This is a genomic window from Haloarcula sp. HT12, assembly GCF_055271655.1.
Genome location: NZ_JBUXKW010000002.1, coordinates 77696 through 93038, shown reverse-complemented (window position 1 = coordinate 93038; position 15343 = coordinate 77696). Strand labels below are relative to the sequence as shown.

17 protein-coding genes are annotated in these 15343 nt (G+C 67.9%); 10 read left to right on the top strand and 7 right to left on the bottom strand.

All coding sequences use genetic code 11. The annotated features are described in order from the left end of the window. Positions 1-3: 3 nt before the first annotated feature. Complete coding sequence (locus ACY9XZ_RS05580; RefSeq protein WP_463456074.1) at positions 4-633, top strand: histidine phosphatase family protein; 630 nt, start codon at positions 4-6, stop codon at positions 631-633. A 4-nt stretch (positions 634-637) separates the two neighbouring features. On the opposite strand, the gene larE is transcribed toward ACY9XZ_RS05580, so the two are convergent. After that, entirely contained in the window at positions 638-1519 is an 882-nt protein-coding gene (larE, locus tag ACY9XZ_RS05575) for an ATP-dependent sacrificial sulfur transferase LarE (RefSeq protein WP_463456073.1), read from the bottom strand. A gap of 140 nt (positions 1520-1659) precedes the next feature. Between larE and ACY9XZ_RS05570 the strand changes: the two genes are divergently transcribed. Next, complete coding sequence (locus tag ACY9XZ_RS05570; protein WP_463456072.1) at positions 1660-3705, top strand: helix-hairpin-helix domain-containing protein; 2046 nt, start codon at positions 1660-1662, stop codon at positions 3703-3705. A gap of 85 nt (positions 3706-3790) precedes the next feature. Further along, positions 3791-4918, top strand: coding sequence for an ORC1-type DNA replication protein (locus ACY9XZ_RS05565; RefSeq protein WP_463456071.1), 1128 nt, complete (start codon positions 3791-3793; stop codon positions 4916-4918). 48 nt (positions 4919-4966) lie between these two features. Here the strand turns inward: ACY9XZ_RS05565 and ACY9XZ_RS05560 are convergent, their stop codons facing one another. From ACY9XZ_RS05560 to ACY9XZ_RS05550, 3 genes are all read right to left on the bottom strand, one after another. Further along, the gene (locus ACY9XZ_RS05560; RefSeq protein WP_463456070.1) at positions 4967-5464 is read right to left on the bottom strand and encodes a hypothetical protein; all 498 of its coding nucleotides are present in this window, start codon (positions 5462-5464) and stop codon (positions 4967-4969) included. A gap of 119 nt (positions 5465-5583) precedes the next feature. Continuing rightward, positions 5584-6369: a DUF7089 family protein gene (locus ACY9XZ_RS05555; protein ID WP_463456069.1), complete on the bottom strand. Its 786-nt coding sequence runs from the start codon at positions 6367-6369 to the stop codon at positions 5584-5586. After that, positions 6370-6465, bottom strand: a complete 96-nt coding sequence (locus ACY9XZ_RS05550) for a hypothetical protein (RefSeq protein WP_008306998.1) — start codon at positions 6463-6465, stop codon at positions 6370-6372. A gap of 71 nt (positions 6466-6536) precedes the next feature. On the opposite strand from ACY9XZ_RS05550, the gene ACY9XZ_RS05545 reads away from it, so the two are divergent. Beyond that, positions 6537-6923, top strand: a complete 387-nt coding sequence (locus ACY9XZ_RS05545; protein WP_463456068.1) for a RidA family protein — start codon at positions 6537-6539, stop codon at positions 6921-6923. Between the two features lie 25 nt (positions 6924-6948). Here the strand turns inward: ACY9XZ_RS05545 and ACY9XZ_RS05540 are convergent, their stop codons facing one another. Then, positions 6949-8418 (bottom strand): MATE family efflux transporter, encoded by a 1470-nt coding sequence (locus ACY9XZ_RS05540; RefSeq protein WP_463456067.1) that lies wholly within the window; start codon positions 8416-8418, stop codon positions 6949-6951. Between the two features lie 83 nt (positions 8419-8501). Here ACY9XZ_RS05540 and ACY9XZ_RS05535 point away from each other — a divergent pair, with 83 nt between their 5' ends. Continuing rightward, complete coding sequence (locus ACY9XZ_RS05535) at positions 8502-8924, top strand: hotdog family protein (protein ID WP_463456066.1); 423 nt, start codon at positions 8502-8504, stop codon at positions 8922-8924. Here ACY9XZ_RS05535 and ACY9XZ_RS05530 read toward each other — a convergent pair. Then, positions 8914-9159 (bottom strand): ferredoxin, encoded by a 246-nt coding sequence (locus ACY9XZ_RS05530; protein WP_463456065.1) that lies wholly within the window; start codon positions 9157-9159, stop codon positions 8914-8916. The two genes, ACY9XZ_RS05535 and ACY9XZ_RS05530, sit on opposite strands and share 11 nt — an antisense overlap. 111 nt (positions 9160-9270) lie before the next feature. Here ACY9XZ_RS05530 and ACY9XZ_RS05525 point away from each other — a divergent pair, with 111 nt between their 5' ends. The 5 genes from ACY9XZ_RS05525 to ACY9XZ_RS05505 all read left to right on the top strand — a co-directional run bounded on the left by ACY9XZ_RS05525 (position 9271) and on the right by ACY9XZ_RS05505 (position 14748). After that, positions 9271-11676, top strand: a complete 2406-nt coding sequence (locus ACY9XZ_RS05525) for an ATP-dependent DNA helicase (RefSeq protein ID WP_463456064.1) — start codon at positions 9271-9273, stop codon at positions 11674-11676. Then, positions 11676-12203 carry a KEOPS complex subunit Cgi121 gene (cgi121, locus tag ACY9XZ_RS05520; protein WP_463456063.1) on the top strand — a complete coding sequence of 176 codons (528 nt, stop codon included), beginning with the start codon at positions 11676-11678 and terminating at the stop codon, positions 12201-12203. Before ACY9XZ_RS05525 ends, cgi121 begins: the two co-directional genes overlap by 1 nt. A 37-nt stretch (positions 12204-12240) precedes the next feature. Next, positions 12241-12528, top strand: coding sequence for a hypothetical protein (locus ACY9XZ_RS05515; RefSeq protein WP_463456062.1), 288 nt, complete (start codon positions 12241-12243; stop codon positions 12526-12528). Beyond that, positions 12525-13829: an oxidoreductase gene (locus ACY9XZ_RS05510; RefSeq protein ID WP_463456061.1), complete on the top strand. Its 1305-nt coding sequence runs from the start codon at positions 12525-12527 to the stop codon at positions 13827-13829. The genes ACY9XZ_RS05515 and ACY9XZ_RS05510 overlap by 4 nt, the downstream gene beginning before the upstream one ends. Positions 13830-13905: 76 nt before the next feature. Continuing rightward, entirely contained in the window at positions 13906-14748 is an 843-nt protein-coding gene (locus tag ACY9XZ_RS05505; RefSeq protein ID WP_463456060.1) for an alpha/beta fold hydrolase, read from the top strand. Here ACY9XZ_RS05505 and ACY9XZ_RS05500 read toward each other — a convergent pair whose 3' ends face one another. Next, entirely contained in the window at positions 14749-15294 is a 546-nt protein-coding gene (locus tag ACY9XZ_RS05500; protein ID WP_424327582.1) for a MaoC family dehydratase, read from the bottom strand. Positions 15295-15343: the final 49 nt, after the last annotated feature.

Here is a 15343-nt window from a genome sequence, read left to right as displayed (position 1 = left end):
CGGATGGGGACGCTGCTCGTCGCCCGGCACGGCGAGACGACGTGGAACCGCGACGGACGCATCCAGGGATGGGCCCCGAGCCGGCTGACCGACCAGGGACAGACGCAGGCCAGGGCGTTCGGCGCGTGGCTCGACGACCGCTACGACGTGGACCGCGTCTTCGCCTCTGACCTCCGTCGGACTCGCGAGACGGCCGCTGCGGCCGCTGACGGCTACGACGGCCTCCCCGACCCCGAATTCGACACCGACTGGCGCGAGCGCGGCTTCGGGGTCGTGCAGGGTCTGTACGCCGAGGAACTGTTTGCGGAGTTCCCCGACCACGACCGGGACGCGAGCGTCATCTCGCTCGATGCAGCCCCCGAGGGTGGCGAAGGAATACCCACCTTCCGCGGGCGGGTCGAGTCGGCCTGGGACCGGGCGATCACGACCACCGAGGCCGGCGAGACGACGCTGGTGGTCACCCACGGCGGCGTCATCAAGGTCTTGCTGGCGAAACTCACGGACAGAGACCCGAACGCGGCGCTGGCCGAGCACTCACAGGACAATTGCGCCGTCAACGAGATCCGGCTCGACGGCGGCGACCCGGAACTGGTCGGCGAAGAACTGACCGGCTGGCGCAGTCTGCTGGACTGAGCCCTCAGTCGACGGAGGGATAGTCGGCGTCGAAGACGTTGCTGACCACGTCTTCAGTCTCCTCTTCGGCTGGTTCCTCCGTCTCGGGGCTCACACTCCCCGTCTCGTAGCCGTGGAGGTCGAGCGTCACGTGGTCGAAGCCACAGTCCTCGATGTGGTCGCGGGCGGTCCGGACGAAGTCGGGGTCGAGCGCCGTTTCGAGTTCTTCCTCCCCGACCTCGATGCGGGCGAGGCCGTCGTGGTCGCGCACGCGGAACTGCTCGAAGCCCCACGTCCGCAGGAGGCGCTCGGCCTTCTCGACGCGGGAGAGGCGCTCCTCGGTGACTTCGAGCCCGGTCGGGATGCGCGAGGAGAGGCAGGCCATCGAGGGCTTGTCGGCCACGGAGAGGTCGTACTCGCGGGCGATCTCCCGAACCTCCGACTTCTCGATGTCGTGTTCCAGCAGCGGCGAGTAGGCGTCCAGCTCCTCGACGGCGCGCAGCCCGGGACGATGGCCCTCGCCAACGTCGGAGGCGTTCGTGCCGTCACACACCACGTCGATGTCGAGTTCACGGGCGCGGTCGTACATCGCGCCCAGCCGCATCGACCGGCAGTGGTAACAGCGCATGTCGTCGTTCTGGATGAATTCATCACTACTGAGTTCGGAGAACTCCACGATTTCGTGGCGGATGCCGATCTCCTCGGCGACGCGGGTGGCGTCCTCCAGTTCGGCGGCGGGGAGCGTCTCGGACTTGGCGGTACAGGCGATGGCGTCGTCGCCGAGGGCGTCGTGGGCAAGGGCGGCGACGACACTCGAATCCACACCACCGGAGAAGGCGATGAGCACGCCGTCGCGCGATTCGAGGTCTTCGCGGGCGGCCGCTAGCTTCTCCGAAACAGCAGACATGGAACTCCCTTCTCGGTGGAGCGCAAAAACGCCTTCGCGTTCGGTGTTCGGCTGGCCGGGCTGACGGCGGTGTCACATCGCACCGCTGGAGCAGGCGCTGGCGACGGGTTTTTTCTCGCTGGCGTCGAATGAGCGGGCAGATGGAGCTCGAATCGGTTCCGGGCGTCGGGGCGAAGACAGCCGCGGCGCTCCGGGAACTGGACGACCCGGAGGCGGCACTCCGGGACGGCGACGTGGCGTCACTCGCCCGCGCACCGGGCATCAGCGAGGGGCGGGCCGCCCGCATCGCTCGCGGCGCGATCCGGGCCGAACACGACGACCCCGGCGGGTTCGCCGCGACGAAACGCGCCAGAGAGATCCACGAGGACGCGCTGGCCCTGCTGACCGACCGGACGGTGACCGACTACGCCGCGAAACGATTGGAAACGATCTACCCGAGCGGCGTCCGCAGCCGCATCGAGGAAGTCCGGGCGTTCGCCGAGTCGGCGATGGAGCGAGAACCCGAGGCGGCGGTTCTCGACGCGCTGTCGGCCGTCGAACCGCTTTCCGAGCCCGGCGACGTGCGGGTCCGGGACCGGTGTCTGGCGACCCGCGATGCCGAGCGCTACGCCGACGCGCAGGCCGCGATTCCGGAGGTCAGCGTCGAGGTCGTCGACGACGCCCGCCAGCTGGCCGAACTCGCCCGGTCGTACTCGACGGTCGTCGCGCTGGACGAGGCCTTCGCCGGTGTCGACATCGAGGGCGACGTGCGCGTGGAACCGAACGCGCTCGAAGAGCCCGAATCCGTCGTGCCCGAACGCGTACTCACCTTCTTCGCCCGCAACCGCGACCGGATACGGGCCGCCGCCGAGGTCCACCGCGTCGCCGACCTCGACGCGCCGTGTGACCTGGAGACGCTGCTGTCGGCGCTCGACCAGCTAGACGAGGACGGGAGCGTCACCGGCGACGAGGAACTCGACCGCCTCACCACCGCCGTCGACGACCTCGACGCAGCGGTGTCGACGGCCGAGAGCGTCGCGAACGACCACCTCCGTGAGGCCATCGAGGAGCAGGACGTGACCATCGAAGGGACGGACCTGCTGTCGCTGGTCGAGCGCGGCGCGGGCGTGGACTCGCTGCTCCAGCGGGAACTGGCTGACGAGTACGCCGCCGCCGTCGAGAAGGCCCGGGACCACCTCGTCGACGCGCTGGCGCTCCGGGACATGGAGGCGACGGCGCGCCGGGCGTTCCCCGACGAGCCGGCCTACCCGGTCGAACACAGCGAGGACGTCGTCGCCCGCCTCCGCGAGGAACTCACCGCCGCACGCGACCGACGCGCCACCCGCCGGAAGCGGGACCTGGCCGACGACCTCGCCGAGATGCGTGACGACGCCGCAGCGCTGGTCGACGCCGCGCTCGAACTCGACGTGGAGTTGGCGATTGCCCGCTTCGCCGACGACTTCGACTGTGCAATGCCGGAACTGACTGAATCCGAGGGCGTCGCCATCGAGGGCGGGCGCTCGCCGCTGCTCGACGTGCCTTTCGACGATGTCGAACCGGTCGACTACGCCGTCGAGGGCGTCACAGTCCTCTCTGGGGTCAACAGCGGCGGGAAGACCTCGACGCTTGACCTGGTGGCGCTGGTGACGACGCTTGCCCACATGGGCCTGCCAGTCCCGGCCGAGTCGGCCCGCGTCGGACGGATTTCCGAACTCCACTACCACGCAAAGACTCAGGGCACGCTGGACGCCGGCGCGTTCGAGGCCACGCTACGGGAGTTCGGGGACCTCGTTGCGGATGTCGATCATCGCAACCCGGACCCAGACGACGGTGCCGCTACCGACGGGCCAGCGGCCGGGACCGACGACCGACCGGTGATGGTGCTTGTCGACGAACTCGAATCGATCACCGAGCCCGGTGCGAGCGCGAAGATCATGGCCGGCATCCTCGAAGCGCTGGGCGAGCGCCAGGCCACGGCCATCTTCGTCTCCCACCTCGCGCGCGACATCCGCGCGGCCGCCGAGACCGACATCAGCATCGACGGCATCGAGGCAAAGGGGCTGGAGGACGGCGAACTGCGCGTCGAGCGCTCGCCGGTGAAGGGGAAACTCGCCCGCTCGACGCCGGAGCTCATCGTCGAGAAGCTCGCCGACGACGGGACCGACGACGACGGCTTCTACAGCGACCTGCTCGGGAAGTTCGAGTAGTGATCGACCCCAGACGTCGTGTATCTGTCACTGATTGTGAAACTGTGGCAAATGGTTAAGTGCGCCGCGAAGCTCGGTGAAAGTGATGAGCGACGACCCCGAGGACCGGATGCTCGGCTGGGACGAGTCCGTCTTTCGGGACGAACACGTCTTCGAGATCGACTGGCTCCCGGAGACGTTCAAACACCGGGACACCCAGATGGAGACGCTGAAGTACGCGCTCCGGCCGGCCGTTCGGGGGTCGCGCCCGCTCAACGTCATCGCCCGCGGGCCGCCCGGAACGGGGAAGACAACGGCCGTCCAGATTCTGTTCGATGAACTCACCGCCCAGACAGACGTGAAAACCGTCCGGGTGAACTGCCAGATGGACTCGACGCGCTATGCCGTCTTCTCCCGTCTCTTCGCCGAGATATTCGACTACGAGCCGCCGTCCTCGGGCATCTCCTTCAAGAAGCTGTTCTCACAGATCACCGACAAGCTGGTCGAGGAAGACGAGGTGCTCGTCGTCGCCCTGGACGACGTGAACTACCTGTTCTACGAGAGCGAGGCCAGCGACACGCTGTACTCGCTGTTGCGCGCCCACGAAGCCCACTCGGGCGCGAAAATCGGCGTCATCTGCGTCTCCTCGGACCTCGAACTGAACGTCATCGACGCGCTCGATACGCGTGTCCAGTCCGTGTTCCGCCCGGAGGAGGTGTACTTCAACCCCTACGGACAGGCCGAAATCGCGGACATCCTGGGCGAGCGCGCCGACCGGGGGTTCAACGAGGGTGTCGTCGGCCCCACAGTGTTAGACCGCGTCGCCGAACTGACCGAGGAACAGGGCGGGGACCTCCGGGTCGGCATCGACCTCCTGCGCCGGGCCGGAATGAACGCCGAGATGCGCGCCTCCCGCTCCGTCGAGACGCAGGACGTCGAGGCGGCCTACGACAAGTCCAAATACGTCCATCTCTCCCGCCGATTGCGGGAGCTGTCGGACTCGGAAACCGCGCTCGTGGAGGTCATCGCCGCCCACGACGGCCAGCAGGCCGGCGATATCTACGACGCTTTCTCCGAGCAGACGGACTTGGGCTACACCCGCTACTCCGAGATCATCAACAAGCTCGACCAGCTCGACATCATCGACGCCGACTACACCAACGTCGGGGGTCGCGGTCGGTCGCGGGAGCTGACGCTCAACTACGACGCCGACGCGGTGCTGGAGCGGCTGTAATACGATGTATTCTGGCGCAAACGCAGAGAACCGTAGGGCCGAACGGTCTCAGGCGCGACCGTTCAGCGGACAGACGAAGAAGTCCGGCGGGCCGAAGCCGGGCCGACCGAGACTCGTCTCGATGTAGTCGGCGTCGAGGACGGCCGTGTCGTTCGTGACCGGTGCGTCCTCGTTGAACGCCTCGATGTCCGTCACCTCGGCGCTGAAGTGGGTCCACTGGCCACCGTTCCAGTCACGGTCACCGGGGGCCGATTCAGAGACGAACGGGGACAGCTGGCCCGCGTTCGCGTCTTCGTTGGCCGTAATCGGGCCATTGCCGTCGTGGAGGAAGTATATCCTGTCCTCGGGGTCCGGTCGCTCGTCGAGGACGTGCACGACGTTCGTGCGCCACAACACGTCGTCGGCGTAGACGCGACCGAACTGTTTGCCGTTGTCGTTGCCTGCACCGGCGGCCGCGGTGCCGGTGGTACCCACGCCGACCGCGGCCATCGTGAGGGCCCCGGTCGCGCGGAGGAGTCGTCGTCGGGTCGGAGTGGGCTCGTCCATGTGATCTCGGGAGGGTGACCTCCCGACCGGGACGACGTGAGGCGGGTAAAAGGCCGTTTTTCGAAGTCTCGACTGAGTTCGTTCCGGGTTCGAACCGACTCTCTTCCAATTTCGGCCTCTCAGTCCATCTTCTCGAAGGTCGTCTCGGCCCACTGGACGGCGTAGTCGGCCCCGTACTCCAGATAGGCGTCGGTGTCCAGGGCCGCAAACGGCGCGGGCAGATCGAGCCCATGTTTGACGCCGCTACAGGCCAGCTCCGCGGCCGCGGGGAACTCCGTCTGGCCCTGTGCGATCTCGCTCGGGAGGTCTTCGAGGCGGGGCTGTAGCCGCTCGCCGGCGTCGTCCCACGCCGCGTACAGGTCGGGGTAGTCGCCGGCCCAGTCGGCGAATTCCGCCCGGGTCTGGAGCCCGAGATACGCCGTGTAAAGGGCTGCTGCGAGCTGGTACCGGGCGTTGGCGTCGAGGTGGTCCTCCGTGGCGGCCACGAACGCCGGGTACTGCTCGGCGAAGAAGCCAAGAAAATGCTCGGGCTCGTCGAGGCTGACCTCGACCAGCGCCTCGGCGACGAGAAACGAGACGAAGTCGTCCGGCGAGGTTTCCAGTCGTGGCTTGACGAACACGCAGGGGGGTTCGGTCTGGCGAGTCCAGGCGACGCCACCGTCGCCCGGCATCCCGATGGTGAGGTCGTTGCCGATGTACTCCTGTAGCACTTCCGGGGCCGTCGTCGGGAGCCACGCGCCGTCGTAGGAAATCTGGTCGAGGCTGTCCGTCACCAGCAGTAGCTCTTCCGCGACAGCGGGATCTAAGGTCTCGAAGTCGCGGTCGCAGTTCAGTACGAGCGTCTCCGGGGCGTAGGCCTCACGTACTGCCGGCAGTTCGCCGGTCAGTGAACGCTCGGTGAACATCTACGCCGAGAACAGGACGAGGTTGATGACGATGCCGATCGACAGCAGTGCTGACACGCCAATGGTTCCGAGGACAATTTTCGTGGCCTTGCTCATGCCAATGGGTATCTCGGGCCGGACATTAAAACTTGAGAAACGATTTTCGGGGTCCGCAGCGTCCACCGGGTATGCGACGCGAACGCACTTCGACGGGCACCGACTGGGAACAACAGGTCGGTTACTCGCGGGCGCTACGCGCAGGTGACACCGTCCGCGTCGCCGGCACCATCGCCACCGACGACGACGGCGAGGTCGTCGCGCCGGGTGACCCGTACGAACAGACGAAACACGCCTTCGGTATCGTCGCGGACGCGCTGTCAGCCCTCGATGCGTCCATCGAGGACGTGGTCCAGACCCGGATGTACGTCACCGATATCGACGACCAGGAACGGGTCGGCGAGGCCCACAGCGAGTTTTTCGATGACGTTCGCCCCGTGGCAACGATGGTGGAAGTGAGCGGGCTAGCCACATCTGAGGCCGTCGTCGAGGTTGAAGCCGTCGCGCAGGTCGAGTGACCAACGGCTGTACGGTCTACGCGGCTTAGTCGTCGGCCGCGCCCACGCCTGACCGCCTGGCCACCGCCCGCCATCCGCCTGACCAGAACCGGCCGGCGTTGACCGCGGCCTTCAGGTAGAAGTCACCGACGAGCGCGGCGAAGATAGCCGGCAGCCCGAGTCCGAGTCCCGGCGAGACGGCGATGCCGAGAACCGGAATTGTCACGACGAACGACGTCGGGAGGGCGAGGGCGGCCACCGGGAGCCGGTAGCAGTAGCCGCCGAGGATGGTGCCGTACAGCGGCCAGCGGGTGTCGCCAGCGCCCCGCAGACTGCCCCGCATCGTCCGGGAGATAGAGAAGCCGGCGACGAGCAGGCCGAACACGCGGACGAACGCCGCCGCCAGGTCGGGGTAGGCGGTCCCGAACAGGGCGACGATTGGGCGGGCGAACACCACGAGCAGGAGCGCCACGAACAGCTGGACGGCAAGAGCGACCCGGAGCGTCTGCCAGCCGTAGGCGGTCGCTTCCCGTTCGTCGCCGGCCCCGAGCGACTGCCCGACCAGCGTCGACGCGGCGGTCGCATAGCCCCACGCCGGCATCAGCGCGAGTAGCATCACCCGGCGGCCGATGGCGTAGGCCGCGAGCGTCGGCGTCCCCAGGACGCCGAGGATGAACAGGAACGGGAAGCGGGCGAACGTCTGGAGCAGCCGCATCCCGGTCAGCGGGAGCGCCACGCGGACGATTTCCCGCAGGAGATCGGCGCTGAACTGCGGGCCGCCGGGCCGGAGCGTGACGACGTAGCGCCCGGACAGCAGCAGTGCGAGGAAGATTACCGCCGCGAGCGTGTTGGCGATGGCTGTGCCCCACGCCGCACCGGCGATGCCGAGGTCGGGGAACGGGCCGACCCCGAAGATGAGGACGGCGTTGAGCGCGACGTTCGTCGGCAGCGTGAGCAGGCGGACGTACATCGGCGTTCGGGTGTCTGCGCTGCCGGCCAGCGCGCGAGCGGCGACCATGCTCCAGAACCGCGGGGCCAGCGAGAGCATCACGATAGCCAGATACGTCGCGCCGAAGCGGATGGTCGCCGCGTCGTCGGTGAGCACGCCCACCAGCAGCTCGGGATAGCGCCAGCACAGCGCCGACAGCGGGAGGGAGATGAGCAACGCGAGCCACAGCGACTGCTTGACGGCGAGGTTCGCCCGCTCGGGCTGGTCGGCCCCCTGCAGCCGCGAGACGACGCTGATCGTCCCGGAGGACACCGCCAGCGAGAGCCCGAACCCGACGAAGTAGTACTGGAAGCCGAGTTCGAGGCCGGCGATGGCCGCGTCCCCGAGCGCCAAGCCAACCATCAGGAAGTCGGCGAGACGCAGCAGGATGCGGAGGCCACCGGTGACCATCACCGGCGCGGCGAGGTCGGTCGCGGCCGTTGCCTTCTCGCGGTCGACGAGGCCTGCGCTGGCCAGCATCGCCGGGACCGCAGTCAGCAGGCGGCGGAGGGGCCCACCATTCGCCATCGCCCTGGTCTCGGGAGGCCAGCCCCCTGTGGGTTTCGGGACGCGGCCGGGGGTTTTTCCCGGAGAGCGCCGACAGCCAGCACATGCCTCCCGTCGAAGTCGGCGAGACGTTCACCGAGACGCGGACGTTCCGGCCCGAAGATGTCGACCAGTTCGCCGCCCTCTCCGGGGACGACCAGGCCCGCCATACTGAGCCTGATGGGGACGGGCGGCGGATGGTCCAGGGATTGCTCACCGCGTCACTGCTGACCAGCATCGGCGGCGACCTGGAAGTCCTGGCCTCGCGGATGGACCTGCAGTTCCAGCGCCCGGTGTACACCGGCGAACGGCTGGTCTGTACGATGGAAGTGGCGAGCGTCGACCCGCGTACGGATGGCGGCGTAAATCTGGTCGGTGACGTGACCGTCCGGCGGGTCAATCGGGGCGATGCGGCAGCTGAGACTCCCCCAGACGCCGCTGGAACTGTCGTGCTCGAAGCGACTGTCGAGGGAACAATCAGGGAATGAGTTGCTCGCCGTCGTCGTCGTAGATGGTGATGGCGTCGACCGGACAGGACCGGGCCGCGAGCTTCGCGTCCAGTTCGGCGTCGTCGGGCACGTCCCGGACGAACACGTCTTCCTCGCGTTCCTCGCTGTCCGCCAGTACCGCTTTGCCAGCGTCTTCGTCGCGCTCGAAGGCGTCCCACTCGGCGACACACTGGAACATGCCGATACAGGTGTCGTAGTCGTACTCGACTCGCATACCACGTCTTGGCCGCTCGCGGGCAAAGGCGTTCCCCTCGGCGCGTGGCCCGCGTGGCGAGGCGGTTGCAGTGCGACAGTTTAAATCGGGACAGGACCCAAGCGGGGTGTAATGGACGTTGCGGACCTGCCGGGCGTGCCCGAGTGGCTCCCGGACCACCTGCGCGACGACGGCATCGAGGAGCTGTACCCGCCCCAGGCCGAGGCTGTCGAGGCCGGCGTCACCGAAGGGGAGAACCTGGTCGCGTCGATCCCGACGGCGAGCGGGAAGACGCTCATCGCCGAGCTAGCGATGCTCTCATCGGTCGCTCGCGGCGGGAAGGCGTTGTACATCGTCCCGTTGCGGGCGCTGGCAAGCGAGAAGCAGGCCGACTTCGAGGAGTTCGAACAGTACGGCCTCGACATCGGCGTCTCGACGGGCAACTACGAATCCGAGGGCGGGTGGCTCGCCGACAAGGACATCGTCGTCGCTACCAGCGAGAAAGTGGACTCGCTCGTGCGCAACGACGCCCCCTGGATCGAGGACCTCACCTGCGTCGTCACCGACGAGGTCCACCTCGTCGACGACGGCGAGCGGGGGCCGACGCTTGAGGTGACGCTGGCGAAGCTCCGTCGGCTCAACCCCGACCTGCAGACCGTCGCGCTGTCGGCGACCATCGGCAACGCCGAGGCGCTGGCGACGTGGCTCGACGCGGGCCTCGTCGACTCCGACTGGCGGCCCATCGACCTCCAGAAGGGGGTTCACTACGGGCAGGCGCTACACCTCGAAGACGGGAGCCAGCAGCGGCTCTCGGTGCAGAACAACGAGAAACAGACGGCGGCTATCGTCCGCGATACGCTGGAAGACGACGGGTCGACGCTGGTGTTCGTCAACTCCCGACGCAACGCCGAGGCGGCGGCGGGCCGGCTGGCCAACACTGTCCGCCCACACCTCACCGACGAGGAGCGGACCCAACTGGCCGACATCGCCGAGGAGATCCGCGACGTGAGCGACACGGAGACGAGCGACGACCTGGCCGATGCTGTCGCCGACGGGGCGGCGTTTCACCACGCCGGCCTCTCGCGCGGCCATCGGGAACTCGTCGAGGACGCCTTCCGGGACCGGCTGGTGAAAGTCGTCTGTGCGACACCGACGCTCGCGGCCGGCGTCAACACGCCCTCCCGGCGCGTCGTCGTCCGCGACTGGCGACGCTACGACGGCTCGGCCGGCGGGATGGCCCCGCTGTCGGTGCTGGAAGTGCATCAGATGATGGGGCGGGCCGGCCGTCCGGGGCTCGACCCGTACGGCGAGGCAGTACTCATCGCGTCCAGTCACGACGAAGTGGACGAGCTGTTCGAGCGCTACGTCTGGGCCGACCCGGAGCCGGTCCGGTCGAAACTCGCCGCCGAACCGGCCCTGCGGACCCATATCCTCGCGACCGTCGCCTCCGGCTTCGCCCGCTCTCGAGACGGATTGCTGGAGTTCCTGGAACAGACGCTGTACGCCAGCCAGACCGACGACAGCGGCCAACTCGAACGGGTGGTCGACGACGTGCTCACCTACCTCCAGCGCAACGACTTCCTCGAAATCGAGGCCGGGGAACTGGATGCCACCTCTCTGGGCCACACCGTCTCGCGGCTCTACCTGGACCCGATGAGCGCCGCCGAAATCGTCGACGGCCTCCGGGACTGGGAGCGGGGCGCAAGTGACAGCACCTCCGCGAGCGGATCGCCGGCCGACGCGCCCGCGGACCCGCCGGCGGACAGCGGTTTTACTACTGCGAGCGAACTGGCTGCGGACGCTGACGGGGCCGATGGAGACGAGGACGCCGATCCGGACGACATCTCCGCGCTGGGCCTGTACCACCTCGTCTCGCGCACGCCGGACATGTACCAGCTGTATCTCCGTTCGGGCGACCGCGAGGAGTACGAGATGGAACTGTTCGAGCGCGAGGACGAACTGCTCGGCCCCACGCCGTCGGAGTTCGAGGAGGGCCGCTTCGAGGACTGGCTCTCGGCGCTGAAGACCGCCCGCCTGCTCGAAGATTGGGCCACGGAAGTCGACGAGGCGACCATCACGGACCGCTACGGCGTCGGCCCGGGCGACATCCGCGGGAAGGTCGAGACGGCCCAGTGGCTGCTCGGGGCCGCCGAATCGCTGGCAAGCGAAGTCGACTTAGACGCCGCACGGGCCATCAGCGAGGCTCGCATCCGTGTCGAACACGGCGTCCGCGAGGAACTGGTCGATTTGGCCGGCGTCCGCGGTGTCGGCCGCAAGCGCGCCCGGCGGCTGTTCCAGGCCGGCATCACCGACCGCGCACAGCTCCGGGACGCCGATAAGTCGGTCGTCCTGGCGGCGCTCCGTGGCCGTCGGAAGACGGCGGAGAACGTGCTGGAGAACGCCGGCCACCGCGACCCGTCGATGGAGGGCGTCGAGCCCGCACCCGATGTCTCCGTCGACCTCGATGACGGTTCCGGAATGGACCGGGAGAAGGAAGCGACGGCAAGCGACGACCAGTCGAGTCTGGGTGATTTCTGATGCGGGTTGTCGAGGGCACTGCAGATATCGACGACGTGGGCGCGTTCGTGGAGACGCTCGGCGCTATCGGCGACCGCCACGGCGTCACGGTCCAGGCCTTCGATGCCCGCTACGTCGTCGACCAGGCCCATCTGGAACTGGCCGTCGAACTCGCGGCTCGGGCCCACGACCGGGACGACGCCATTGCCGAGGATTTCGGCGTCGAGATACTGCTGTACGCGGCCGGCCGCCGCCAGATCAACCGCGCGTTGACGATGGGCGTCAGCGAGGGGGACTGCCCCGTGGTCGCCGTCGTCACGGGCCCTGAAACCCACAATTCCCACGTGAGAAACGGGGATGGAGACGGCATTGAAGCGGCCGCGAACGACGCTCGTGAGCGGCTTACGGCTACGTCCACGCTGGGCGAGTACGACGAAGACCGCGTCCGGGCGTTCTTTGATGTGACGGACACCGAACTCGCCGCGACGGCCGGTGGGCTTTCCGACGCTGTCCGGGAGCGCGTCGCGCTGTTGCCGGTCGAGAAGTAGCGATAGAATTTTGACGACTTCTGTGTTACTACTACACATGGACCCACAGCGGACGGCACGGCAGCGGGCCAGCGAGCGCGCCCGCCGGGTCGAGGCGACGGTCGACCGCACCACCGGCGGGGCCGCGTACCCGGTCCGCGTGGAGGAACTGGCAGACGAGTACGGCAGCGCCGACCCGCCCGCCGCGGACCTCTCGGCCGCAATCGAGCACGGTACCGACGGCGAGTTCGACTCGCCGACCGAGGTCCGGGCGGCCATTCGGCAGGTGACACCGCAGAACCGCACCCGCAACGAGGCGACGTTCGACGAGCGCGAGCAGTCGTGACCGACCTGGAGACGCCGCTGCAGATCGGCGGCGTCGAGGTCCTGAACCGGCTGTACCGCGCACCGGTACTGGAGTGTGCCGGCAACGGCGAGGGCGCCGTCGACACGCTTATCGACGAACTCGAACCGACGGCAGCCTCCGGTGTCGGCCTCCTCTTTCAGGGGGCGAGTATCGTCACCGACCGCGGCGGCTGTGCCGCGCCGAACATGACGCGGGTCCACGACCCGGCCTTCGTCGAGCGACTCGAACGGCTCACCGGTGCGATTCACGACCACGGGGGGCGGGTCTTCCTGCAACTAGCTCACGGCGGCCTCCGAAGCATGGCGACGTGGCACGCCGAGTATCGCCGACAGCATCCGAACCAGCGCCAGCTCGCCGTCAGCCGCCCGCCCTGGCAGCTCCGCGCGCTTGACCGGGCCGGACTGATTTCGCTGCAACCCGACGTGCTTTCGACGAGCGAGGTGTGGAAACTGACCGAGCAGTTCGGGCGGTGTGCCGGCTACGCCGTCGACGCGGGCTACGACGGGATTCACCTCTCGGCGGCCAACATGAGCCTGATACAGCAGTTCCTCTCGCCGTTTTACAACCGCCGTGACGACGAATTCGCCGACGGCGTCCGGTTCCTCGAAGCGGTCCACGACGCCGTCCGGGCACACGCCGGGGACGTACCGCTGGTCACGAAAGTCCCGGCTGAGACCGCTACACCGAATTTCGTTCGACGGCACCTCTCCCGGGCGGATGGTATCGCAATCGCCGAGCGAGCGGCGGCCATCGGCTACGACGGCCTGGTTCCGGTCGAGGTGTCGCCGTTCTGGGACATGAGCATCGTCCGCGGCGCGTTCCCGGATCGAGCCTGGGACGCGAGCGACCTGCAGGACGACTACGCGGCGGTCTTCGGCGGCCGGCTGCGAGCGCGTACCGTCCGATTACTCAACAGACTGCAGGCCCGCCGGTTCGGCCGCGACCCGGGCTGGAACGCCGACTTCTGTCGGGCGGTCCGCGAGCGCGTGGACGTCCCGGTCCTGCTGGAGGGCGGACTCCGGACGCGTGCCGACTGCGACCGGTATCTCGGCGCGGCCGGGGCCGCTCCCGCCGCCGACGCAGTCGGGCTGGCCCGCCCGTTCTACGCCGAACCGCGGCTCGGCGCGCGCCTGCTTGAGGGCGCGGACGCGCTGTGTGAGAGCTGTAACAACTGCACCGTGCCGCAGGTCACCGGCGAACCGGGCCGGTGTCGGACGCCGGCTATCGTCCGCGAGCAGGCCCGACTCCGGCGCGAGGGTGCGTACGAGCGCTCCGAGTGAGCGGCCCCGGTAACTGATGCCGCGACAACTGAGCGGATACAAAGGCTCATACGCTTTCAGTCCCGAACGAACGCCGATGACTACAGGGATTACGTCCGAACGCGTCGACCTGTCCGTCGACGGCGAGGACGTTGACATTCACTACCGGACCGGCGGCGAGGGGCCGCCGTTGGTGTTTCTCCACGGCATCGGGCTGGACGCCGCGACCGTCTCGTGGCGACACGCACTCCCCGCACTCGCGTCAGAGCGAACGGTGTATGCGCTCGATCTACCGGGTCACGGCGACAGCGACAAGCCCGACCGGGCATACACGACCGACTACTACCTGGAGACCGTGGCCGAGTTCATCGACGCGCTCGGCATCGAGGAACCCGCGCTGGCTGGCCTTTCGATGGGCGGCGCAATCGCGCTCGGCCACACGCTCGACGGGGGCCCCGTCGAACGCCTGGTGTTAGTCGATAGCTACGGGCTGGGAGCCGACGCCTACTGGCGGACAGCGGCCAGTAGCGTCTTGCAGACGCCGATACTCGGCAACATGCTCTGGCAGGGCGTGGGGTCGTCTCAAACGGCAATCCGGAACAGTCTCCGGAGTATGGGTCCCGGCGAGCCGCCACAGCAACTGGTCGAGGATCTCGACAGCGCCGTGGACCGACAGACCGTCCGGGCGATGCGGCGCTGGCAGCGCAGCGAGTTCCGGTGGTGTGGGTTCCGGACCGACTACTCCGACCGGTTAGACGAGATCGACGTGCCGACGATGTTGATCCACGGGGCCGCCGATCCGCTGCTTCCCCGTCGGTGGTCCGAACAGGCGGCTGGGACAGTCACTGATAGCACGCTGAAAATTTTCGACGACTGCGGACACTGTCCGCCGCGGGAACACCCCGACCGCTTCAACCGGGCCCTTCGAGCGTTCTGCTGATTATTCCGGCAGGTCGTCGATGAGGACGACCGCTTCACCGTCGATGACGACCTCGTCGTCAGCGAGGACGCGCGTGGTCAGCCGGTACTGTTCGTCGCCGAGGTCCTCGACGATCTCACACTCGGCGGTGAGACGGTCGCCGATGCGGACCGGGTTGTGGAACTCCAGGTCCTGTGAGAGATAGATCGTCAGCCCCGGCAGGCGCGCGAGCGCCGCGCTGATGAGGCTGCCGACGAGCGTCCCGTGGGCGATACGGCCGCGGAAACGGGTCTGCTCGGCGAACTCGTCGTCGAGGTGGAGCGGGTTCGTGTCGCCGCTCGCGGCGGCGAACTGGCGAACGTCGTTCTCCGAGATCGTCTTCGTGAAATCGACGTGGTCCCCGACGCCGAGGCGACCCGGGTGGTCTTCGGAGATCGAGACGTGCCATTCCGGGAGATCTTCGTCCGGTTCGATACGATCCGCTGGCGTTACGCCGTTTTCGTCCTCCTGCTGGACGCCGAACGCAGCGAACGCTGCCCGGTTAGCTGCGACGACGCTGTTGAACATATGTGACGATGTCTCAGTCCATGTGTCTAACAGCGGGTTTCGGGGCGAT